At 42.4% G+C, this 23,809-nt stretch carries 23 protein-coding genes; 2 read left to right on the top strand and 21 right to left on the bottom strand.

Features of this window, described 5'->3' with window-relative positions:
- Window positions 1–36: 36 nt before the first annotated feature.
- From opp4C to MHB69_RS05440, 8 genes are all read right to left on the bottom strand, one after another.
- Window positions 37–936, bottom strand: coding sequence for an oligopeptide ABC transporter permease (gene opp4C, locus MHB69_RS05475; RefSeq protein WP_081124254.1), 900 nt, complete (start codon window positions 934–936; stop codon window positions 37–39).
- A gap of 33 nt (window positions 937–969) precedes the next feature.
- On the bottom strand, window positions 970–1,920 hold the full coding sequence (locus MHB69_RS05470; RefSeq protein ID WP_046310552.1) for an ABC transporter permease: 951 nt from the start codon (window positions 1,918–1,920) through the stop codon (window positions 970–972).
- A gap of 227 nt (window positions 1,921–2,147) precedes the next feature.
- Complete coding sequence (locus tag MHB69_RS05465) at window positions 2,148–3,782, bottom strand: peptide-binding protein (RefSeq protein ID WP_046310550.1); 1,635 nt, start codon at window positions 3,780–3,782, stop codon at window positions 2,148–2,150.
- Between the two features lie 85 nt (window positions 3,783–3,867).
- Complete coding sequence (locus MHB69_RS05460; RefSeq protein WP_034282075.1) at window positions 3,868–4,890, bottom strand: dipeptide ABC transporter ATP-binding protein; 1,023 nt, start codon at window positions 4,888–4,890, stop codon at window positions 3,868–3,870.
- Window positions 4,887–5,867: an ABC transporter ATP-binding protein gene (locus tag MHB69_RS05455; RefSeq protein WP_034282076.1), complete on the bottom strand. Its 981-nt coding sequence runs from the start codon at window positions 5,865–5,867 to the stop codon at window positions 4,887–4,889. The genes MHB69_RS05460 and MHB69_RS05455 overlap by 4 nt, the downstream gene beginning before the upstream one ends.
- A gap of 149 nt (window positions 5,868–6,016) precedes the next feature.
- A complete protein-coding gene (locus MHB69_RS05450; RefSeq protein WP_342496069.1) occupies window positions 6,017–6,820 on the bottom strand; it encodes a DUF2268 domain-containing protein in 804 nt (267 codons plus the stop codon).
- A 77-nt stretch (window positions 6,821–6,897) separates the two neighbouring features.
- Window positions 6,898–8,139, bottom strand: coding sequence for a beta-ketoacyl-ACP synthase II (gene fabF / locus MHB69_RS05445; RefSeq protein WP_034282078.1), 1,242 nt, complete (start codon window positions 8,137–8,139; stop codon window positions 6,898–6,900).
- 21 nt (window positions 8,140–8,160) lie between these two features.
- Window positions 8,161–9,099 carry a beta-ketoacyl-ACP synthase III gene (locus tag MHB69_RS05440; RefSeq protein WP_034282079.1) on the bottom strand — a complete coding sequence of 313 codons (939 nt, stop codon included), beginning with the start codon at window positions 9,097–9,099 and terminating at the stop codon, window positions 8,161–8,163.
- A gap of 171 nt (window positions 9,100–9,270) precedes the next feature.
- Here MHB69_RS05440 and MHB69_RS05435 point away from each other — a divergent pair, with 171 nt between their 5' ends.
- Entirely contained in the window at window positions 9,271–9,504 is a 234-nt protein-coding gene (locus tag MHB69_RS05435) for a hypothetical protein (protein ID WP_034282082.1), read from the top strand.
- Window positions 9,505–9,513: 9 nt separating this feature from the next.
- Here MHB69_RS05435 and MHB69_RS05430 read toward each other — a convergent pair whose 3' ends face one another.
- From MHB69_RS05430 to MHB69_RS05415, 4 genes are all read right to left on the bottom strand, one after another.
- A complete protein-coding gene (locus MHB69_RS05430; RefSeq protein ID WP_034282083.1) occupies window positions 9,514–9,711 on the bottom strand; it encodes a ComZ family protein in 198 nt (65 codons plus the stop codon).
- Between the two features lie 12 nt (window positions 9,712–9,723).
- On the bottom strand, window positions 9,724–10,686 hold the full coding sequence (locus MHB69_RS05425; RefSeq protein WP_034282085.1) for a BMP family ABC transporter substrate-binding protein: 963 nt from the start codon (window positions 10,684–10,686) through the stop codon (window positions 9,724–9,726).
- Window positions 10,687–10,777: 91 nt separating this feature from the next.
- Entirely contained in the window at window positions 10,778–11,353 is a 576-nt protein-coding gene (locus MHB69_RS05420; protein WP_342496068.1) for a nad binding enzyme, read from the bottom strand.
- A gap of 73 nt (window positions 11,354–11,426) precedes the next feature.
- Window positions 11,427–12,167 carry a hypothetical protein gene (locus MHB69_RS05415; protein ID WP_024425057.1) on the bottom strand — a complete coding sequence of 247 codons (741 nt, stop codon included), beginning with the start codon at window positions 12,165–12,167 and terminating at the stop codon, window positions 11,427–11,429.
- Between the two features lie 212 nt (window positions 12,168–12,379).
- Between MHB69_RS05415 and MHB69_RS05410 the strand changes: the two genes are divergently transcribed.
- Window positions 12,380–12,574: a YjzD family protein gene (locus tag MHB69_RS05410; RefSeq protein WP_003211779.1), complete on the top strand. Its 195-nt coding sequence runs from the start codon at window positions 12,380–12,382 to the stop codon at window positions 12,572–12,574.
- Between the two features lie 112 nt (window positions 12,575–12,686).
- Here MHB69_RS05410 and MHB69_RS05405 read toward each other — a convergent pair whose 3' ends face one another.
- The 9 genes from MHB69_RS05405 to argC form a co-directional block, all read right to left on the bottom strand.
- Entirely contained in the window at window positions 12,687–13,952 is a 1,266-nt protein-coding gene (locus tag MHB69_RS05405; protein ID WP_041117120.1) for an MFS transporter, read from the bottom strand.
- 163 nt (window positions 13,953–14,115) lie between these two features.
- Entirely contained in the window at window positions 14,116–14,295 is a 180-nt protein-coding gene (locus MHB69_RS05400; protein WP_008348517.1) for a YjzC family protein, read from the bottom strand.
- A gap of 102 nt (window positions 14,296–14,397) precedes the next feature.
- Entirely contained in the window at window positions 14,398–15,348 is a 951-nt protein-coding gene (gene argF / locus MHB69_RS05395; protein ID WP_342496067.1) for an ornithine carbamoyltransferase, read from the bottom strand.
- Window positions 15,345–18,425 carry a carbamoyl phosphate synthase large subunit gene (locus tag MHB69_RS05390; RefSeq protein WP_342496066.1) on the bottom strand — a complete coding sequence of 1,027 codons (3,081 nt, stop codon included), beginning with the start codon at window positions 18,423–18,425 and terminating at the stop codon, window positions 15,345–15,347. The genes argF and MHB69_RS05390 overlap by 4 nt, the downstream gene beginning before the upstream one ends.
- On the bottom strand, window positions 18,418–19,479 hold the full coding sequence (locus tag MHB69_RS05385; RefSeq protein WP_024425061.1) for a carbamoyl phosphate synthase small subunit: 1,062 nt from the start codon (window positions 19,477–19,479) through the stop codon (window positions 18,418–18,420). The genes MHB69_RS05390 and MHB69_RS05385 overlap by 8 nt, the downstream gene beginning before the upstream one ends.
- A gap of 71 nt (window positions 19,480–19,550) precedes the next feature.
- On the bottom strand, window positions 19,551–20,702 hold the full coding sequence (locus MHB69_RS05380; RefSeq protein ID WP_120207310.1) for an acetylornithine transaminase: 1,152 nt from the start codon (window positions 20,700–20,702) through the stop codon (window positions 19,551–19,553).
- Window positions 20,699–21,475 carry an acetylglutamate kinase gene (gene argB, locus MHB69_RS05375; RefSeq protein WP_025093396.1) on the bottom strand — a complete coding sequence of 259 codons (777 nt, stop codon included), beginning with the start codon at window positions 21,473–21,475 and terminating at the stop codon, window positions 20,699–20,701. Before argB ends, MHB69_RS05380 begins: the two co-directional genes overlap by 4 nt.
- Window positions 21,476–21,489: 14 nt before the next feature.
- Window positions 21,490–22,710 (bottom strand): bifunctional ornithine acetyltransferase/N-acetylglutamate synthase, encoded by a 1,221-nt coding sequence (gene argJ / locus MHB69_RS05370; protein ID WP_061109664.1) that lies wholly within the window; start codon window positions 22,708–22,710, stop codon window positions 21,490–21,492.
- A gap of 22 nt (window positions 22,711–22,732) precedes the next feature.
- On the bottom strand, window positions 22,733–23,770 hold the full coding sequence (argC, locus tag MHB69_RS05365; RefSeq protein WP_061109663.1) for an N-acetyl-gamma-glutamyl-phosphate reductase: 1,038 nt from the start codon (window positions 23,768–23,770) through the stop codon (window positions 22,733–22,735).
- Between the last annotated feature and the right edge of the window lie 39 nt (window positions 23,771–23,809).

Below are 23,809 nucleotides of genomic sequence, written 5' to 3'. Positions count from 1 at the left end.
TTCTTTCGTTCAGGAAACGCAGAGCCCCTTTAAACTTTACTTCAGCTTTTTAGGATCAAGCGCATCTCTCAGCCCATCTCCTAAAAAATTAAAACATAAAACAGTCAGCAAAATGAATAAACCTGGGAAAAGCGGGTACCACCAAGCTTGCACCATAATCGAGAAATTTTGTGCATCTTGCAGCATGTTGCCCCAGCTTGCCGTTGGCGGCTGAATACCAAAGCCAAGGTAGCTGAGCGTTGATTCAGCTAAAATGACGGAGCCTACTTTTAATGTAGCTGATACAATAATAGGACCGATACAGTTCGGTAAAATATGCGAAAAGATGATGACATGATTTTTCGTTCCAATGGTTCTCGCCGCGAGGACGAATTCTCTTGTTCGAAGTGATAAGAATTCACTGCGGATGAGTCTGGCCGTTGTTGTCCAGCCTGTCAAAGCAAAGATTAAAATCAATTTATCAATGCCCGGTTTGAAAATGGTGACGAGCGTAATCAATAGAAAAATGTCTGGAATCGACAACACGACATCTACAAACCTCATTAACAAAGAATCAACAAACCCTTTGAAATACCCCGCAACCGCACCAACGACGGTGCCAATGGTGATCGCACCGACCACCGAGACAAAACCAACCAATAAAGAGACCCGCGCGCCATATAGCACCCTTGAGAATATATCGCGGCCAAACTTGTCAGTACCCATAAAATGCTCAGCACTTGGCGGCTGGAGCCGCTTCAATAAATCTTGATGCTCTGGTGCATATGGAGCGATCACTGGAGCGAAAATGGCAGAAAAGATAATGATCAATAAGATCACGGAGCCGGCAACCGCCAATTTATTTTTGAAAAATTTCTCGCAAAACAAACGCAGCATCGTCTCTGGCTTTGGCGGAAGGCCCTCCTTTAATTTGATATCAACAGGAGGTGTTCCCATATTAGGCTGTGCCAATTGTGCTTCAGCTCCCTTCTAATATTCAATACGCGGATCAACGATCGCATATAAAATATCCGCTATTAAATTTCCAACCACCACAAGCACTGCGGAAATAACGGTCATTGCCATAATGACCGGATAATCTCTCGAAAAGGCAGAATCAATGAACAGCTTTCCAAGTCCAGGCCAGGTGAAGATTTGTTCCACCACGACTGCGCCGCCAATAAAAGATGGTATCATTAATCCGAAAATCGTTATGACAGGCATAAGACCGTTTCTTAAACCATGCTTAAAAATGACTTTGTTTTCTCTAAAGCCTTTCGCTCTTGCTGTGCGGATGTAATCCTGCCTCATGACATCAAGCATACTCGACCTTGTGTACCGGGTCAGCCCTGCCATATCAGCCGTTGCTAAAACAAAGGCAGGTAAAATGATATGATGAAGCCGGTCTAACACATTAAAATCGGCATTCAAGGTAGAAACTCCGCCAGTTGGAAACCAACCTAGGTTCACGGATAAAACCATAATGAGGATGAGACCAAACCAAAAGTTTGGAATAGCCAGTCCGATAAAAGATGTAACCGTAATGCCATAGTCAAGCTTTGTATATGGACGTTTTGCTGAAAGAACACCAAATGGGATGGCGATCAGCAGGGCAACTATTGTAGAAAAGATCATGAGGATGAGGGTATTTGGCAGCCGGGCAAAAATCAAATCAGCCACGGGTGTTCCCTTTTTGACAATGGATGTGCCAAAGTCACCTTGTAGCATATTGCCAAGCCATTTCATATATTGCACATATTCAGGATCGTTCAAGCCGTACTTATCAATAAAGGCTTCCCGGTCTGCCGCACTAATAGTAGGATCCATCATGAGTGACATCGGATCGCCTGGTGCTGCTTTCATAATGGCAAAGGACAAAATGGTAATCCCCAATAAGATGGGAATCGAGAGCAATGTCCTTCTAATGATATATGTAACCATATGCACAACTCCTTTTTCATCGGATCGCCATTCTGTGAAAAAAAGGCCAAAATGATGTTATTTTAGCCTTTTGTCTTCTTTTCAGCGTGATCTGAAAACCCTTGAATTCTCGTGCTGATGCGGAGCGAACGAAGTGATCTTTTTAGCACCCGCGCAGAGAACTGACACCGAATGCAAGGGATTGTTCTCACGGTGAAAGGGGAGAATCCCCCTTCTTCACTATCAGCCTACTGTTCAAGCCACCATTTTTCGATTTTGTAATACTCATCTTTCGGGTGGTAAGAGTAGCCTTGGAGATTAGATGGCATAGCGCGATGTGAATTGGCATAGTAGAGGAACGTATACGGCTGATCCTCTGCGATCAGTTTATAAATTTTTTCATATGCCTTTGAATAATCTTTTCGATCGCTTAAGTTTTTAGCATCGACTAACAGCTTATCGACCTCTTTATTTTTATACCAGATGTTATTTAAGCCTTTTTCAGACTGGCTTGAGTGGAATATGCTGAATTGATCAGGGAATGTCGCAAGGCTCCAGCCGAGCAGCAGCGCATCATAATCCCACTTAGGCGGTGTCGTCTGCTCAATGAGTGCACTGAATTCCACAATTTGCGGCTTCGCTTCCACACCGATTTCTTTGAGCTGCTGCTGGACAACGACAGCGATATCTTCACGAACTTTATTTCCTTGGTTGGTCTTTATGACAAAGGAGAATTTCTTGCCATCCTTATCAAGATAGCCGTCTCCATCTGTATCCTCCCAGCCCTCTTCTTTCAGCATCTTTTTCGCTTTTTCTTGATCAAATTCAAACACTGGCACACTTTCATCCTTTGGATAGTTCCAGGACAGCGGACTTTCTGGAATATTGGCTACTTTGCCGTCTCCATCTAGCACTTGGTCAACAATCGTTTGACGATCAATAGCATGTGTCAGCGCTTGGCGGACCTTTTTACTTTTAAAGAGTTCATTTTTCTGGTTCCAGCCAATGTATGAATAATTGAGTCCTAGATCAGATTCAATTTTAATGTTGCTCACTTTTTCAGCTGTTTGCAGCTCGGAGCCTGGTACAGCAAAGAAATCAATATCTCCTGCTGACAGCTGGGCAATCGCTGCATTCTGATCAGGAATGGTTTTAATTGTGACAGTATCAAGGTAAGGACGTCCATCCCAATAATCGTCAAAGGCTTCTAGTTTGACGTAGTCTCCTTCTTTCCATTCTGCAAATTTAAATGGACCAGAACCGATTGGTTTTTTTCGGTTAAATTCGTTTTCACCGAGATCTTTTATAGGCACATCACCTAAAATATGCTTAGGTAAAATACCGTAGCTTCCTAGTGTGACATTATAAAAATACGGATCTTTTTTATTGAGCTTGAATTCGATCGAGTAGTCCCCTGTCTTTTTAACAGACTCTAAAACTTCAAAGCCTGATCCGCGCTCCCCGTTGTAGTCCTTATTGATTGGAATGCTGTATGTAAACACAACATCGTCAGCAGTCAGTTCTTCACCATCATGAAACTTCACACCTTTTTTAATGGTGACATCAAACTGCTTGCCGTCATCAGATTCTTTAATATCCTCTGCCAGCGATAGCTGAGGGTTGAGCTTTCCGTCTGTTTGAAGTAAGAAGCTGTAGATTCTTTCCTCAATATCAGAGCTTGCCACATCTGTAGAATACAGCGAGTTAAATAATGTTGGCTCTGCAATTGAACCGATGACAAGATCGCCGCCTTGTACCGGTTTACCTGTGGATTTCTTTCCACTGTCTCCAGACGTTTTATTTCCACCAGAACAAGCAGCAAGGATTAATGTAAAAATCAGCAGTAAACTGACCAAAATGGACTTTCTATTTCTACCTTTCATAGACAATTCCCCCTATTCTTTTTTAAAAATAATGATCGAATCCTGTTTCATCCCCCCTCTCAAAGATGAGATCATACAAGCTTGATCAAGCGTTGTAGAGGTGGCAGGCAACAAAGTGGTTCGTTTTTAATTCCTGAAATGCTGGTACTTTTTCTTTACAGATTTCTTTCGCGTGCGGGCATCTTGTGTGAAATACGCAGCCTTTTGGCGGATTTGCAGGACTCGGCAGATCGCCTTGGAGCATAATGCGTTCTCTTTTCGTCTGCCCTTTTTTACGGGTGACAGGAACGGAAGAAAGCAGAGCCTGTGTATACGGATGGAGCGGGTCATCGTACAGACTATGCTTATCGGCAAGCTCCATCATTTTGCCGAGATACATGACGCCGACTCTATCGCTAATATGCCTGACCACACTTAAATCGTGAGAGATAAATAGATAGGTAAGGTCAAATTCCTCCTGAAGCTCCTCCATCAGATTAATAACCTGCGCCTGAATAGATACATCAAGTGCTGATACAGGCTCATCTGCGATGATCATGTCGGGATTCATGGCAAGCGCACGAGCGATGCCGATCCGCTGCCTCTGCCCGCCTGAAAATTCATGGGGATAGCGGTTCGCAAAGCTTGGATGAAGACCTACCTTTGATAAAAGCTGTTCTACTTTTTCATTTCTTTCTTTTAAGGAATATAAGTGATGTGTTTTGTAGGGTTCTTTGATGATGCTTCGAAGTGTTTTTCTAGGGTTGAGTGATGCAAAGGGATCTTGAAAAACCATTTGGATGTTTTTTCGTGTAGATTGTCTTAGCTTTGACTCTGATACGCGCGTGATGTCTTGCCCTTTAAAAAAGATTTGACCGTCAGTTGGTTCGTATAGGCGGATCATTGTCCGGCCTAGTGTAGATTTCCCGCATCCTGACTCCCCGACAATACCTAACGTTTCACCTTTATAAATCTTCAAGTCTATGCCGTCAACAGCTTTCACTGCACCGACTTTCTTTTGAAAGACGCCCGCTTTAATCGGAAAATGTTTTCGAATCTGTTTCAGTTCAAGGATCGTTTCTTTCTCTGGTAATTCCGTTATTTGTGTTTGATTTTGAGCAAGGGTCATGTGTGGTCTGCCTCCTCATATAAGAAACATCTGACGCTTCTGCCATTTTCAAATGTTCTCAGCTTAGGCAGTTCTCCCAGGCAGCGTTCCTTCACTTGCGGACATCTAGGAGCAAAGCGGCAGCCGGCTGGAAGCTGATCTGGCGCAGGAACATTCCCTTTGATGGCTGTTAACGGCTGTATGTCTCCGTCAATGACAGGAATCGATTCAAGCAGCCCTTCTGTGTAAGGATGAAGCGGCTGTTCAAACAACTCTTCAACAGTTCCATTTTCAACAACCTGTCCGCAGTACATGACAATCACTCGATCTGCCACTTCAGACACGACACCTAAATCATGTGTGATAAGAAGAATAGATGTACCAAAGGTAGAGCATAAATCTTTCATTAATGTGAGTACCTGTGCTTGAATGGTCACATCCAGGGCAGTTGTCGGTTCATCTGCAATGAGAAGCTTCGGGTCACAGCTTAACGCTATGGCAATCATCACTCTTTGCCGCATGCCGCCTGATAAACGATGCGGATAATCTTTCATGATTTGCTCCGGGCGGGAAAAACCAACAAGCTTCAGCAGATCAACCGCTTTTTTGACCGCTTCTTTTTTTGAAAGTTTTTTGTGATAGATGAGGATTTCTGTTATTTGTTCTCCGATGGTTAAGACGGGATTAAGTGAGGTCATGGGTTCCTGAAAGATCATAGATACATCATTACCGCGGATGCTGCATAATTCCTTTTCACTATATGTAACAAGGTCCTTTCCATCAAGTTTAATGGAACCGTCCATAATTTTCCCACCCGTTCCATGAATCAGACCCATAATGGATAAGGACGTAATGCTTTTGCCAGACCCAGACTCACCGACTAATGCGACAGTTTCTCCTCTGTTGATGCTGAAATCAACGCCATCCACAGCAGGTATCGGTTCCTTTTTTCGAAAAAAATATGTTTTTAAGTTTTGCACTTCAAGCAGCGTGCTCATTCATTCGCCCCTTTCTCCTTAGATCAATAGAATCGAACCTGAATATTCTGTATTTTAAAAATAAAAAGAATTATTTGTATATTATTACATCGCTATGACGAAATCAAGAAGTATTTAGTAAATTTGTAATATGTCTCTTTTTATGTGAATTATTCACTTTGTGATTCTATCGCCTTTAAAAAGGTTTCTGCTGGCTCTGCAATCATCGACTCCTCGCTGATTCGGTGCTCATTGAAATATTTTTTCACAATATAAAACCCGGTAGCGTAACCAAGCATTTTAGGGTAGTTCCCTTTTCCATAAAGAAGATTCTGTATCAGCCTTTCGTCGTCCTGGACTCTTTGATCAAGATGACTGGATACCCATTTCTTGTACATACGCTGAAGCTGTTCTTCGCTATAGAAGGTGGTCCATTTCGCTGTATAGTTTTCTCCATATCTATGATACACAGCATATTCAGCGAGCCCCTCCATCATGATTGTATCGAGGAATGTAAAGTCTTTTTCTTCTTTTGAGAGAAAATGCAGCCTGCATACATGGTGATATTCGTGAGTCAGCAATGTACCGATTCGCTCCTTCGGGGTATTTGGAGACAAAAAAAGAAAGACCTTGTCATCAAATGCCATGCCGGATTGATAATAAAATTGCTCTCTGATTTCTCTGCTGCTCTCGTTGACAGGTAAAATAAACACAGGAATGTCTGGACCTTCCCACTGCTTTTGAAGCGTTTGATATTCTTTCATGACAAGCTTGAAATACCCTTTTTCCTTGAGCTTGTCGATCATGTTTTTGCACGAGCTCCAAGACCGAACCATCCCGTGATGCTGCAGGTGAGCGAGGATAGACGACCATTCTTTTTCCTCGACCCCTTTAAAATAAGGAACAAAGCGCGCTGCAAGCTCCTGAAATGATGATGATTGATGAATGAGATATTGTGTATTGATCAGACCCATACCGCTGAACACCTCCATTTTCATCATATGCAAAAAAGCGGCGATCTGTTTATCGACCGCCGCTTTCTCAGAAAGTATTACGCTTCGTATTTTTTGAAAATAATTGTCGCATTATGCCCGCCAAAACCAAGTGAGTTACTTAAAGCCACTTGTACTTCTTTTGAACGTGCTTCATTTGCTACATAATCAAGATCACATTCTTCATCCGGTGTTTCAAGATTAATGGTTGGAGGAAGGACGCTGTCTTTAATCGCAAGAACAGAGAAAATGGCTTCTACTCCGCCTGCTGCGCCAAGTAAGTGACCTGTCATTGATTTTGTCGAACTGATCGCAAGCTGGTTCGCATGCTCTCCGAATACTTCTTTAATCGCCATTGTTTCAAATTTATCATTGTAAGGTGTGCTTGTACCGTGGGCATTGATATAATCAATATCTTCCACAGACAACCCTGCATCTCGAATCGCTTCTTTCATTGCACGGACGCCGCCTTCTCCATTTGGAGCTGGTGCTGTAATATGGTAGGCATCTCCAGTTGAACCATAACCAACGATTTCTGCATAAATGGTCGCACCACGTTTTAAGGCATGCTCAAGTTCTTCAAGAACAATAATCCCTGCACCCTCACCCATGACAAATCCGTCACGGTTTTTGTCGAACGGACGGCTTGCTGTCTTTGGATCAGGATTTGTCGAAAGGGCTTTGTTCGCACAGAAACCTGCAAACGACATTTTTGTTAATGGCGCTTCTGTTCCGCCTGTGATCATTGCATCTGCATCTCCGCGCTGAATAACTTTAAATGCATCACCAATCGAGTTTGTTCCTGTTGCACATGCTGTCACCGTACAAGAGTTAACCCCTTTTGCGCCAAGTGCAATAGAGATTTGGCCTGTCGCCATATCAGGAATCATCATTGGGACGAAGAATGGACTGACGCGTCTTGCCCCTTTATTTGAATACACTTCGAACTGCTCTTCAAATGTTTCAAGCCCGCCAATACCAGACCCAACCCATACACCAACACGCGGTGCGATTTCATCTGTGATTTCAAGACGTGAATCTTCCAGCGCTTTTTGAGCTGCAACGACTGCATATTGTGTGAAGCGTGCCATTTTTCGCGCTTCTTTTTTCTCCATGTAATCTTCAATGTTAAAATCTTTTAGTTCTGCCGCTACTTTTGCGGTATATTCACTTGAATCGACACGTGTAATCGGTCCAACCCCTGATACACCCGCTAAAGCATTTTTCCATGTTGACTCTACATCGTTGCCAAGAGGTGTCAAAGCACCTAATCCTGTAACAACTACTCGTTTCTTATCCATTAATTTGTGCACCCCACTCTTTTATCGGCCCCATCGCATAGCGATTGCGCCCCAAGTTAATCCGCCACCAAAACCAACCATTACAATCACATCGCCGTCATGAATTTTTCCGGCTTCGATTTCTTCACATAGTGAAATTGGAATGGATGCTGCTGATGTGTTTCCGTATTTATGAACCGTCTTCGACATTTTTTCAACTGGAAGCTCTAAGCGTTCGCGTGCTGCTTCCATAATGCGAATATTTGCTTGATGCGGGATCAAGAAATCAACGTCTTCTTTTGATAGTCCAGCTTTTTCAATGACATTTACACTTGACTCTCCCATTTGTCTTACAGCAAATTTAAATACTTCTCGTCCATTCATGATTGTATGATCTTTTTCATCTAAGTACAAGTGCTTCCCGCCGCTTCCATCTGCTCCAAGTTCAAATGATAGAATTCCTTTGCCTTCGCTGACTTCTCCCAGCACAGCAGCTCCAGCTCCATCTCCAAACAAAACAGCAGTATTACGGTCATCCCAGTCTGTAATGCGAGAAAGCTTTTCTACACCGACAACAAGCACGTGTTTGTAAGTTCCTGATTCGATAAATTGTTTTCCAGTAACAAGCCCATACATAAAGCCAGCACACGCAGCGCTAATATCCATTGCACATGCTTTATGTGCACCGAGCTGCTCTTGAATCATGCAAGCAACTGTCGGAAATGCTTGATCTGGCGTGACTGTCGCCACAAGAATCATATCGATATCTTCTGCAGCCACATCTGCGGCAGCTAATGCTTTTTTTGCAGCAGCAAGCGCCATATGAGATGTATTGACATCATCAGATGCAATTCTTCTTTCTTCTATACCTGTTCTAGTACGAATCCACTCGTCAGAAGTTTCAACCATTTTTTCTAAATCATGATTTGTTAATACTTTTTCAGGTATATAGCGGCCAAGGCCAATAATTCCAGCATTCATTGAATAAGACTCCTTTTACTCATACGAGCATGTGATATTGTGATCTTATATTAGTATCTGGTACTAATTTTACCTTATTTTTTTCTTCTTGGCAATACAAACGTCTAACCTTTCCTCTCACTTTTTTCATAGATTAATGATATATACCAATAGTAGAAAGGAACATGTGATATGGCACAAAAAGATATTTTCTCAGCAATGATGTTTGGACAGCCGATTGAGAAGGAGAAAAGCAAGACAGAGGCAAAGGAGGAACGTGCGGAGACATCTTCAAGTGAGGACTCAATTGACTACATGCATGTCATGAATCAAATTGGGAACATTATGAACTCCATCGATGAGCTGAAGCCTGTGTTTAAAGATGTTGGCCCTATGATTAGTGCCTTCAAGAAAAAATTATCATAAAAAAAGCCACTATTCTGTGGCTTTTTCTGATTCTGCATCTGCTTTTCCAAGCTCGTATGCTTCCTGCATGACAGATGTAAATAATGTTAGAAGCGGCTGAAGTGCTTCAGGGTCAAGCTGAATCCCTGCTTTATCTAACTCTTCCTTCGCCTGCGGAAAATACTTCATGGCAATTTGTAAAAATTCCATCGATTTTTCGTGCTGCATGTCGTCGTCTCCTCACTTTTCATTTGGCAGTTTTCCGGTTTTTTTGTAAGACGCAATATCACTTTCAATGTCTTTCACAAAAGCGTCGTCAATGGTGGAGCTAAATTTCCCCATCTCGACCACTCCTTCTTTAAAATCAAAGGAGTACTCATCTTGTTCATTTAGCTTGCCTTCATTAAACTTCTTTGCAATGATACTGTACGCCTTATCAACATGCTGTACAGTGCTCGTTAAAACTGTATGGCTGCCGAGGTTGGATTGATCGGTGACGTATCCGATCGCTGATAAATTATCGGCTTTGATTTGTTCAATGACAGGGATATTATAACCATCACCTGCTGGATACACAACATCAACGCCCTGCTTTTTTAATTTTTGATAGAGCTCCACCGCTTTGTCAGCATCATCCCAGTTTTCGACAAACTCTGCTAATACTTGTACATGTTCATCTTGATATTTTGCTCCTTTGATAAAGCCGTCTACTTCACTTTGCCAATCATATGTAGCAAGAATACCAATCTTTTTTGTTTTTGACATATGTGCAGCTGTCATGCCTCCGAAAAAGCCCATCGCTTCACCTTTAAACGTCACGTTTGTGACATTGCCCGCCTGAGGCTTGTTTCCATTGACCGTAATAAATTGTATGTTTGGATAATCTTCACTGATCAAGTTAAAAATTTCACTGTATTCATTGCCATGGCCAATAATTAAATTGACTCCTTTTTTATGGAATTCTTCAATGGCATCAACGATTTTCTCCTTGTCGACCATTCCTTCCTTATAATAAACATCTACACCAAATGTTGATTGGATACTTAATAAGCCTTTATAACCTTTCGTTCCCCAAACTTGATCATTGATCGTATCGGGGACGAGTAAACCCACCTTCTCAATTTTTCCTTTTAAAGGCGCCTGCGAGCAGGCAGTTAATAGAAGAAGGAACGAAAAGATCATGACAAGCCGCTGGTACTTCATGCCATGTTCAACTCCCTTTTGCAACATGCAGTGATGAACCTGTATGTTAAATATAGGTTTATTTTATACTGAAAAAAGATAAGATGGAAGATCATTCTTGCTTTTTGTCGAAAAATGTTGAGTTTTGTCTTTTCCATTCTGCAATCATGTCTTCTGCTTGTTTGTCATCTGTTTGGCTTTCTACCTTCAATTCATACGTCATGTCCTGTCTTTGACCTGTGTCCGAAGCCCATTGTAACAATTCCTTTGCCACATCTTCTACAAAAAGTGAATCTGCACGCTTTGTTTGATCTTCATTGAGTGTCCATGGTCCGAACATGCGAGGAAGAATAACTGCCGGCACATCCTGTTTCACTGATTCATTTTCAGGTTTTTCATAAAGAATCTGGTACATGCCATGCTCTGCTTTGATGTCTTTCTGCCTGTTATGCGGTTCCTCTGATTGAATAAAAATGAGGTCATACGTGTCTTTGCTATCCTGAAGGTCAATGACACGAACGAGATCATTTCTGCCCAGCCACATCATCCGCTCTTCTAACAGTGCCTTTTGTTCTTCTTTAAGATCATGAGGACGCGTGATATCCACTTGAATGCCCTCTTTCATCATATATTCACAAAGTGTCAGGCCAAAAAACTCATCTGCCCCTATGATCAGTCCTGTTTCCATGTTCACGTCCCCTTTTTTAATATCGAATAAAAAGAAGAGCCCTTTCTATGAAGGGCTGTTATCATCCTATTCATCACAATTCTCTTTCATGCGATTTATAAAACTTGTGAATGGATTGAAAGATTCTTCTCGGATGATCAAACATATGCAGCGTGAGATCGACCTGACAATGTTCTGGATTTTTCATATGCTGATCAATAAAAGGCTTTGCGTGAAGTTCATATGCATAAGGTGCGCCGTTTAGCCTTTGCCATATATGAATCGGTACATGAGCAGAATGAACAGGACAAGAAGGCAGTGGATACGTTTCAGCTTCCTTTTCAGAACAGCCATAGCTCTCTGCTAACTCTTTGAGCAGCTGCTTATAAAAGAATTTGTGTTCCTTTTCTCTTTCTCGTTGTGCATCCAGATTCAGACATGGATTCACCATCGCAATGGACCTTAGTACTTCAGGCATCTCCTCAGCAAGGCTCATAGCAACAAGTGCACCCATTCCCTCTGCGAGCACATGAATTTCCCGGTTTAATATTTCTTGTTTTAGTGTGTGATGCACGAGCTGCTTGGCACTAAAAACAGCATCTTCGCATCCCCAGTGATTCCCATGAAGATGACTATTAAACAATGTATATCCTTCATCCTTTAAGGCAGTTAAAAGCTGGTTTCTTCCATAATGCTGAAGCCAGAATGATGTATTTTCCTGCACAAAGTGATTTCGGTCACCGAGGATTAGAATGCCAAAGCCATTTGGTTTTTGAGGAAGGTGAATGATGTTCCACTGGGAACCAAGCTGGAAAAAACGTTCGCTTACACCCATATGGCCAGCCTCCTTTCAGTGATTCTGCTTTCTATGATATGAACAACAACTCTTGTAGGAATAAGGAAATCCCCTAAAGACAGAAGAATTCTTTTTATTTTTATAGCAGAAGGTCTTAAAATGGTCACATAAAGGCGGAAAACAGTCTTTTCCCTTCACTTGCATCTATGGTATGATAATCAATAGATTGTTACATAAAGGACGGTGGGATTATGCATTATATTATCACCCTCATTTGGACTTTTCTGCTGACACATATGGCTGGTTACATCGTTGCCTCTATGAATGGAGCTGCTTATGATTTTACGCTCACTTCCATTCTTGCAGTTGTGTTTACGGTTATTTTATTCATCTTTGCTGAAGTAAGTCCAATGAAAGAAACGGAAAGTTCAACAAAACATTCTTAATATGACTTGTGAAAAAGAGCTAAATTGATGTTTAGCTCTTTTTTCTTTCTTTTCAGAGTGATTGCGGCACGCTAAAACCCCCTGCCTTAAACATACAGGGGGTTTTTATTGTTTATACCTCGACGGTTTCGGACTTCTGTTTGTCTTGAGTCAAATGGCTTTTCGCAAGCCCTGTAAACAGGAAGATCGCGATACCTGATAAAATTTCAAGGATTCCTCCGCCAGCAATGACAGGTCCCGCTCCAAATCTTTCTGCCAGGACGCCTGATACGACAGCTGCAAGCGGGAGAAAGACATTTGATGAGGCATTGATCACAGCATATACTTGCGGCTGATCCTCTTGGTCAACAGATGTTTGAATAATGACCATTTCCGGCACATTGATCGCACTGACAGCAGCTCCGAAAATAAAGGAAGCAAGCAGAACAACCGGCAGCCATGTACTCATCCCTGTCATAAAGAATGCAGCCCCTTCAATCATGCCAGCGACAATAAAGAACAAACCAAATCTCTTAATTTTCACCTTTGCCAGAGCAAAGCCCATCATAAACGCGCCAACTGCGGCAACACCTCTTAAAATGGAATACACCATGGAGTCGCTTTGCAGCGCTTCTGCTACGTATACCGCTGACAGTGCCTGCCACGGAGCTGCTGCGACATTCATTAAGATACAATACAGCGTGAGCGCAAATAAAATGTGATGGTTTTTGACAACGAGAAACCCTCTTTTTAAGTTATACAAATATGTATTCTTCGCTTGTTTAATGCCCGCTGCTTTTTCTTCATCGGTTTTCTTTAGTTTGACCCCGATAATAAACAGACCAGAAATCACAAATAAAGCAGTGGTGATCAGCAGAGTATCTGCAGGTCCAATTAATTTAACCAAAAGACCAGCTACCATGACTGCTGCAAGTGCAACAATCTCAAAAGAAGATTGCAGGATTGCATTTGCTTTTTGAATGAGATGCTTTGGAACAATCTGCGGTAAGATCGCCACCGAAGCTGGATTATATGCTGCACCTGTTGCCGATTGAATAACCATTAATGAAATCAATAACCATAGAGGCAATAGATGCGAAAAGTGCAGAAGTGGAATAATGAGTACAATTGTTGCTCGAACAACATCTGAAGCGAACATCCATTTAGACAAATGGTGCTTTTTCATAAGAGGTCCTAAAATTGGGGCTAACAAAGATGAAGGGAGAACCGTTACTGCTAGAAGAAGTCCTGTACCGAGCGCTCCATCCCCTCTTAAAATCAATAGCCAAAGGACGGATGTAAAAGCAAAACTTTCCCCTGTGTTTTTAATGAGTCTTGATATGAATAATGAGGTGAAGCGTTTATTCCAAACACTTTCACTGAGATTCATCTTTTCCATCACACAAATCCTTTCAACAATATATTACATATTTTACCTTAAGTTCTCTTTTTTTCATACTATTTATTTGAAAATTTGAACTTAATTGTTTTTTATTATAAAGAAAAAAGAGGCATGACACATGCCTCTAAAGTCTTATTCCTGCTGACTCTTAGTCAATTGCTTACGGCTTTCTTTGGTAGGTCCAAACACGATTATGGTTCGAGTTATCAGGAAAGACGTCGCCTGCTTTAAGCTTAATCTTTAAAGGATCTTTCACCATACTGCCAGTTTCACCGATCTCGATATACACACCATTATTCGGTGCTTTATTCCCTGATTTAAACTGATGCTGCTGACCCATTTTCATCCTCCTTTCTCGATTGATGTTATTATGTCCCGTCCCTTGCCTCTCCAATCCTTTATGCAAAAAGTCCCTGCTCATACGAGTCAGGGACACTTGGATTTATTTGGATAGTTGATACATAAGTTCTTTCATTAACGCTTTTTGCACATGCAGGCGGTTTTCTGCCTGTTGAAATACTTTTGAGTGCGGCCCGTCAATAATATCTGCCGTCACTTCTTCCCCGCGATGTGCCGGGAGACAATGAAGGAAAATATAATCCTTTGCTGCATGACTCATCAGTTCGTTATTGACTTGATATTCTTTAAATTCAGCAAGACGTTTCTCTGTTTCTGCTTCCTGCCCCATGCTTGTAAACACATCTGAATAAATAACATCTGCATCTTTTACAGCTGCAACAGGATCTGTTGTCACGGTCACTTCTGCCCCTGATTTTTTTGCAAACTCACGGGCAGTGTCTGTGACTTCTTGAAGTGGTTCATAGCCTTTTGGTGATGCAACCGCAATGTCACAGCCTAGCTGCGCACAGCCGATCATCAAGGAGTGCGCCACGTTATTTCCGTCACCGATATAGGCCACTTTGATTCCTTTTAAAGTACCTTTTGTTTCTTTAATGGTTAATAAATCAGCAAGCGCCTGACATGGATGTGAGTAGTCGGTTAATCCATTAATGACTGGAATAGACGCGTATTGTGCAAGCTCTTCAACCTTCTCATGTTCAAAGGTTCGAATCATAATACCGTCGACATAACCAGACAGCACCTGCGCTGTATCACTGATGGTTTCTCCTCTGCCAATTTGCAAATCATTTGAGCTGAGGAAGAGCGCATGTCCTCCTAGCTGCGTCATCCCCGCTTCAAACGAGACACGGGTTCTAGTTGAAGATTTTTCAAAGATCATCGCTAACGTTTTTCCTTTGAATAAATCTTGATATGGGTTTTGTTTCATTTCTTCCGCTTTTTCAATTAAATATGCAATCTCATGGATTGAGAAATCTTTTAATGATAAAAAGTCTTTTCCGTATAATGCAGGTTGCACGTCGACTTGACTCATGCCGTCACTTCCTTTTTATATAATTCATGGAGCGATACTGGTGATACATCTCCATTTTTTCCTTGCAGGAATGCTTGAACTGTTTCATATTCGGTTAGGACTTGAACGCCGTGTGTGAGTGCTTTTACACGCTGCTCTTTTGCCTCTTCATCTTCTCCTAAATGAATATGAAGGGATTTATTTTCATTCTGCAGCCAAGATTCAAAGCTGCCAGTCCAGACGTCAAAGCCTGCATGCTTCGCTTCATCTATCAATTGCTCGCTGCCTTGTATAAAAAGGCTTCCTTTTTGCTTCCAGATCGGCGCAAATACTTTTTTCAAGGCGCTTTCGGCGTTCTTGCCTACACACATTCCTTCTCCTGTCGCTTTCATTTCAGGTGTCAGCTTGAGGTCGATATCTTGAATGGCATGTGATGAGAACACTGGGAATTTGACCGCTGTCCCCCCTTTGTTTTTCGTTGCAGGGTTTAGTTCTTCAAGCGACGCACCAGCTAATAATTGAGTGGCCATTGGGATCATATCAATGCCCATTACCTTACTGACGACCGGTACAGTCCGGCTTGCCCTCGGATTCACTTCTAATACAAGCGCCTGATCCCCTTTGATGACAAATTGGATATTCATAATGCCCTTGAACGCTAATTTCTTCGCTATTTGTTCAGACGCGGTATGCACCTGCTGTTTGATGTCTTCACTGATTGAGATACTTGGTAAAATGGCAAAGCTGTCACCTGAGTGCACGCCCGCTTTCTCAATATGTTCTACGATGGTTGGAATGAACGCCTTTTTTCCGTCAGAAATAAGATCGACTTCAATTTCTTTTCCAGTGACGTACTCATCAATTAAGATTGGGTATGGCAAATGATCTGGCTGATCAAGCAGTGACGCCAAATGTGCTTCTGACTGAACAACGATCATTCCCATTCCGCCAATGACATACGATGGGCGAATTAATACAGGGTAACCGATGCTTTTCGCATGTACGAGTGCTTCTTCTTTTGAATGAGCCGTATCTCCTTTTGCGTGAGGAAGATTCAGTTCATCAAGAAGCTGATAGAATAAATCACGGTCTTCAAGTGCATCCAGCGTATCAAAGGACGTACCTAACAACGTGACACCGGCTTTTTCCAAGCCTTCTGCGACATTGATTGCAGTCTGTCCGCCAAATTGGACAATGACGAAATCAATTTGTTCTGCTTCCACAACATTTAAAATGTGCTCTAATGTAATCGGCTCAAAATATAAACGATCTGCAATCTCATAATCAGTACTGACTGTTTCTGGATTGTTGTTCATCATGATGGTTTCAAATCCAAGCTTTTGCAAGGTCAGAACGCCATGAACAGCGCTATAATCAAACTCGACCCCCTGCCCGATTCGAATCGGACCAGAGCCAATGATGAGTGCACGTTGCTTTGTTTTTTCTTGATGTTCACCATCGCTTTTGCCGAAGTACGTGGAATAGAAGTAATTCGTTTTAGCATCAAATTCCGCCGCACATGTGTCAACAATTTTAAATGAAGCAGCAATGCCGTATTCTTGACGAAGCTGCCTGATTGACTCTTCCGTGTGACCCGTAAGTAGAGCAATCGTTTCATCAAGGAAACCCTTTTCCTTTATCTTTTTCAAGGTATCTTTTGATAGCGTCCCCTTATGATCTTTCAATTCTTGTTCGAGCGTAATCATATTCTGGAACACATGTAAGAAGAATCGATCAATTTTCGTCGTTTGATGAATCGTTTCAACCGTTTCTTGTCTTGAAAGAAGCTCCATAACAGCGAAAAACCGGCGATCGTCTGGTGTTTTGATGAGTTCAAATAATTGTTCTGTCGATTGCTCTTTCAGTTCTGGAAGGTGGAAGCCCTTCGTTTTAATTTCAAGTGATGCAACTGCTTTTTGAATGGCTGACTCTAAATTCCGATCAATCGCCATGACTTCACCAGTGGCCTTCATTTTTGTGCCTAATTGACGGTCTGCCTGTTTAAATTTATCAAACGGCCAGCGCGGGAATTTCACGACAACATAATCGAGTGCTGGCTCAAAACTAGCATAGGTTGTGCCTGTGAGCGGGTTTTTCAATTCGTCTAGCGTATAACCCACCGCAAGCTTAGCTGCCATTTTCGCAATCGGATAGCCTGTTGCTTTTGATGCAAGAGCGGAAGAACGGCTGACCCGAGGATTCACCTCAATGACAAAGTATTCTTTACTGAGTGGATCAAGGGCAAATTGGATGTTGCAGCCGCCGACTACATCCAGCGCTGAAATGATTTTCAGGCTTGCAGAACGGAGCATTTGGTAATCCTGATCTGTTAATGTTTGGGAAGGTGCTACGACAATCGAGTCTCCTGTATGCACACCAACTGGATCGATATTTTCCATGTTGCATACCGTGATACACGTATTTTGACGGTCTCTCATGACCTCATATTCGACTTCTTTAAAGCCAGCTATGCTTTTTTCAACTAAACACTGGTGAATTGGACTCGCTAAAAGAGCTCCTTCAATGAGCGGCTTAAACGCCTCTTCTGTTAGAGCGATTCCGCCGCCTTTACCGCCAAGTGTGTATGCTGGTCTTAGGATAACCGGGAAGCCGACTTCTTTTGCAAATTGAAGAGCATCTTCCGCATTATCCACAATTTCACTATCTGGCACAGGTTCGTTCAAATGCTTCATGAGAGCACGGAATTTCTCTCGATCTTCACCGTTTTCAATGGTTTCAACTGACGTTCCGAGCAGAGTCACCCCATGCTTTTTCAGCACACCGGCTTTTTCTAACTCGACAGCAAGGTTTAAAGCCGTCTGTCCGCCAAGGTTGGCTAAAAGACCATCTGGTTTTTCCTTTTCAATGATTCTTGTCACTGAATCAACTGAAAGCGGTTCAAAATAGATTTCATCAGCAAATGACTCGTCTGTCATAATGGTTGCTGGGTTATTATTCACTAAGATGACTTTGTAGCCTTCTTCTTTTAAGGCCATACATCCTTGTGTTCCTGAGTAATCAAATTCTGCTGCCTGACCAATGATGATTGGACCAGACCCGATGACTAGAATGGTTTGTATGCTTTGATCTTTAGGCATGTGCGACTTCTCTCCTTGCTTGTTTCACTTTCTCAATAAAATCATCGAATACCCATTCACTTTCAGCAGGCCCTGGGTGTGCTTCTGGATGAAATTGAACTGACATAATCAGCTTTTCTTTATGAATGAATCCTTCTACAGATCCATCATTGACATGAAGGAATTTCACATCCACTTCTTTGTCATTCATGCTTTTTTCATTCACAACATAGCTATGGTTCTGACTTGTCATAAAGACACGTTTGGATTCTGTATCCTGGACAGGATGATTCGCTCCCCTGTGGCCAAATGGCAGCTTATACGTATCTCCGCCAAGTGCAAGAGCGATTAATTGGTGACCTAGGCAGATCCCAAGTGTCGGAAATGACATCATGATGTCATGAATTGTTTTTAAATACGGTGTCATGGTTTTCGGGTCTCCAGGTCCGTTTGACAAGAGGATCGCATCCGGCTTGATCTCAAATACCTTTTCCATTTGTTTATATGGAATGACGGTTACTTTACAGCCACGCGCTGCAAGCGAATCTGCAATTGATTTTTTAAAGCCAAAATCAATGAGCGCCACATGTTCCTCACCGCTGCCTTGTGTGTAAATCTCACTATCTGTCACCTGTGCGACGACATTGTCTTGTTTCATTGCAGGCGGTGTTTCGTTTTCGTCTACACTGAGCACAGCGTTCATCGTTCCATTTGCCCGGATGTTTTGCACAACTGCGCGCGTATCTGTATGTGTCAGAAGCGGGATATTCCACTTTTGTAAATAATCTTTTAAGCTGACCGCTGCAAGATGATGTGAAAAATGCTCTGCTGCCTCGTAAACAACTACCGCTTTTACTTGAGGCTTCTTGCTCTCAAAGTCTTCATGGTTAATGCCGTAATTTCCGATCAGCGGATAAGTGAAAACAATGATCTGACCTTTATAGGAAGGATCTGTGAGCACCTCTTGATAACCTGTCATACCTGTAAAAAAGACCACTTCACCTGTGATGCCAGCTTCTCCTGTCAGATCTCCTTCAAAAGAGGCTCCATCTTCTAAATTTAAATAACCCTTCATGCTTATGTCACCCCAAAATTGAATAATTAATGATATAAATGCATTTTTATACGTTTGTTTGTAAAAAAAATTTACACCGAAACTGTTTTATTGGCTAATACTTGAACAATTGCTTCGATCGCTTGATCCAGCTCTGCTTTCTTCACATTCAGCGGAGGTAATAAACGAATGACATTCGGACCAGCTGGAAGCACCAGCAGCCCTTGTTCTCTAAGAGCTGTGATATAGCCGGCGACTGGCTGATCACATTCAATACCTGCCATCAATCCTTTTCCCCGCACTTCTTTTACGATATTCAGCTGTTTGACATTTTGCAGCTTTTCTAACAGGTAATCACCCTTTTCTTTCACTTCTGAAAGAAACTCTTCTTTGAAAATGACATCGAGTGTCGCATTCACAGCCGCCATGGCAAGCATATTTCCACCAAATGTTGTACCATGTGAACCTGGCGAGAATGCATCTCCTAGAGCTTTTTTCCCTATGACTGCACCAACTGGAAAGCCGCTTCCTAACCCTTTTGCCGAAGAGATAATATCAGGGTCAAGACACGTCTCTTCGTACGCAAATGCTGTTCCTGTTCGACCGATGCCGGTTTGGATTTCATCTACAATCAGCAGTGCTTCATGCTTTTTGCAAAATGCTTGAACGGCTTCTAGAAATTCTGGTGTCGCTGGATTCACTCCACCTTCACCTTGCACAACCTCCAGCATCACCGCTGCCACATCATCGACTTCACACGCTGACATAGCGTCTGGATCATTAAACGGTACGTAGTGAAAGCCTTCTAGCATAGGGCCAAAGCCAGTTTTGATTTTATCTTGGCCTGTCGCAGCCATACCAGCATACGTGCGCCCATGGAAAGAGTGCAAAAATGTAATGATATTTGTTTTCCCTGTCGCTTTACGTGCTAATTTAATGGCACCTTCATTTGCCTCTGCCCCGCTATTGCAGAAAAACACGAGATCCCCTGAACTGTTTTCTGCCAGCTTTTCTGCTGCTTTTTCTTGCAGTCCATTTTCAAATAGATTTGATACATGCCAGACGTGGTCAAGCTGTTCCTTAATGGCTTCATTGACCTTTGGGTGATTGTGGCCTAAATTTGTAACCGCAATGCCTTGTATAAAGTCTAAATATTTTTTTCCATTTGTATCGACTGCCCAAGAACCTGCAGCCTCTTTAATTTCAACATTCCACCGTCCATAAGTTTGAAAGAGATGACTCACAGGACCGCCTCCTTTTGTTTCACAATTCTTGTTCCTTTAAAGGTTTCTCCTGTAAAGATACTGCCTTTGCCATTTACGATCATCACTTCATCCACATCACCTGATAAAGCACTCAATGCGGATTGTACTTTTGGAATCATTCCCCCGGAAATAATGCCTTCATCAATGAGTGAAAGGGCTTCTTGTTCGGTGACGACATCTAATAGTTCACCATTTTTTAAAATGCCTTCAACATCTGTGACAAACATGAGCTTATCAGCCTTCATGGCTCCGGCGACAGCTGATGCTGCTAAATCGGCATTCACATTTAAGGTTTGGCATTCTTCCGTCATAGACAGCGGCGCAATTACAGGAATGAATTGTTTTTCCATGAGTGCTTCTGCCATCTCTGGATGAACTTCTTTGATTTCGCCAACGTACCCGTAAACGTCTTGATCTAGGAAATCGGCGACAAGCATCTGCCCATCTTTACCGGATACGCCGACAGATGAAATATCATGCTTTGCGAGCTCTGACACAAAGTATTTATTGACCGTTCCCGAAAGAACCATTTCGGCTACCTCTAACACAGGCTTCGTTGTTTTACGCTGCCCGTCAACAAATTCTGTTTTCACTTCTAATTTTTGCAGCATGTCGGTGATTTCAGGTCCTCCGCCATGCACGATAGCCAGTTTAAATCCAGCGGCTTGAAGTGAGCGGACATTTTCATAAAAGGTATCTGAAAGTTCTCGAATGACACTGCCTCCACACTTGAACACGATCGTTTTATTCATGTCTATCTCCTTCTTTATGTGCGATAGCTCGCGTTAATTTTCACATAATCATAGGTAAGGTCACAGCCCCATGCTGCTGCTTCACCATTCCCCTCACTCATTTGAATGAAAATCGTAATCTCATCCTTTTCTAGATATGCTTTTGCTTCCTCTTCTGAGAATGGCTGCGGTTCATTGCGTTTGAACAAACATTGTCCGCCTAAATAGACTTCTACCTCTTCCGGTGTGACGGAAGCTGCGCTATGACCAATGGCTCCAACGATTCGGCCCCAGTTGGCATCCGTACCATATACGGCAGTTTTAACAAGACTTGAACCAACGATTTTTTTCGCAATGATGCCGGCTTCCAAGTTATTTTTAGCACCAGCGACTTTCGCTTCAATTAATTTTGTTGCGCCTTCTCCATCTCTCGCAATCTCTTTGGCTAAATCCTCACAAGCAAGTTTTAATCCTTCTTTAAACAATGGCCATTCTGGATGCTCTTCATTGAGTACATCGTTTTGTGCCATGCCATTTGCCATCACAAGCACCATATCGTTTGTCGAAGTTTCTCCGTCGACGGTAATTTGATTAAAGGTCACATCCGTAATGTCACGAAGCGCTTGCTGTAAGGCTTCCTGTTCAACATTTGCATCTGTTGTGACAAAGCCAAGCATTGTCGCCATGTTCGGGTGAATCATGCCAGAGCCTTTTGCTGCGCCTGAAATGATAATCTCTTTTTCGTCTATCGTAAGAGTGTATGCTGTATTTTTAATGACAGTATCTGTCGTTAAGATCGCTTCTTCAAAATGGCCTTTTTCGGCTTTTGCTTCTTTTAAATCGGCGATGCCCTTTTTGATTTTATCCATCTCCAGACATTCCCCAATGACACCAGTAGAAGAAACAGCAATGTAATCAGGTGCTACACCTAACATATCTGCACAGGCTGCCTGCATGTCGTATGCGTCTTTTATTCCCTGCTCACCAGTACATGCATTGGCGATAGCACTATTGACAATGACACCTTTTAATTGTCCTGTCTTTTTTAAGCTTTGTTGTGTGACTTTGAGAGGCGCAGCTTGAAAGTGACTTTGTGTGTAGACCGCTGCACTTGCTGCTGGTACTTCGCTGACGATGAGGCCAAGGTCTTTTTTTGAATAGCGCAAGCCAATGTGAATCCCCTTTGCTTCAAAGCCTTTTGGTGATGATACGTCACCGTCTATTTTGACAATGCTTTTTTCATTCAATTCGATCATGTTTGTTGTCTCCCCTGTTCTCTTATGGATAAAGAGGTGTCATTGTGAGGCCCGCCTCTTCATGTAAGCCTTTGATAATGTTGAAGTTTTGAACCGCTTGGCCGGCCGCGCCTTTCATGAGATTGTCTATGACCGACACGATTGTCAGTCTCCCTGTTCGCTCATCTAAATGAAAGCCAATATCACAGAAGTTACTGCCGTATACTTCTTTCGTTTGTGGATAAACGCCGTGATCTCTCACTCTGACAAAATAGGAATCTTCATAAAAGTCTTTCATTCGCTTCATCAATTCTTCTTTTGTGGCTTCTGTTTTTAATTGTGTATACATCGTCGCCATAATCCCTCTTGTCATCGGGACAAGATGCGTAGAAAATGTGACGTTCGCCGTCTGCGGATTCCATTCTCTTAATATTTGCTCTATTTCTGGCGTATGCTGATGCTCATTCACCTTATAAATTTTAAAGTTATCGTTTAGTTCTGAAAAATGCGTGCCAAGTGAGGCAGATCGTCCGGCACCGGACACCCCTGTTTTTGCATCTATTATAATCATGGATTCATCGATGACATTCTGTTTGATGAGCGGTGCTAAACCGAGAAGAACTGCGGTAGGAAAGCAGCCCGGATTGGCAATCACTTCAGCCTGTTGAATTTTGTCACGATTCAGTTCGGATAAACCGTACACCGCTTGCTGGACAGATGCTGCATCCGCTGCCCTTCGTTTATACCAAGCTTCATAGGTTGCTCCATCTTGAATGCGCAAATCACCTGATAAATCAATGATCGGCACTCCTTGATTCATCAGCTTTGGTGTCAGTTCACTAGATACGCCTGCTGGTGTCGCTAAAAACACAGCATCTGTCTCTTGCACAATGGCAGCCGGGTCAATGGCTTTTAATGTTTGGTCAGTCATGTTTGTCAGATGCGGATAAGATTGACTGTATGATTGCCCATCACCACTTGATGAATACAATATACATTCCTCCACATGCGGGTGATGCTTGAAGATACGAACCAATTCCGCACCACCGTACCCTGTAGCACCTATAATACCTATTTTCAACGTCAATACACCCTCTTGATCTTTGTGAAATTATTTAAC

Origin of the sequence: Bacillus sp. FSL K6-0994 (genome assembly GCF_038630815.1) — a bacterium.
In the GTDB taxonomy this organism is placed as follows: domain Bacteria; phylum Bacillota; class Bacilli; order Bacillales; family Bacillaceae; genus Bacillus; species Bacillus safensis.
Note: the sequence above shows the minus strand (reverse complement) of the source record. Positions and strands in the feature narration are given on the sequence as shown.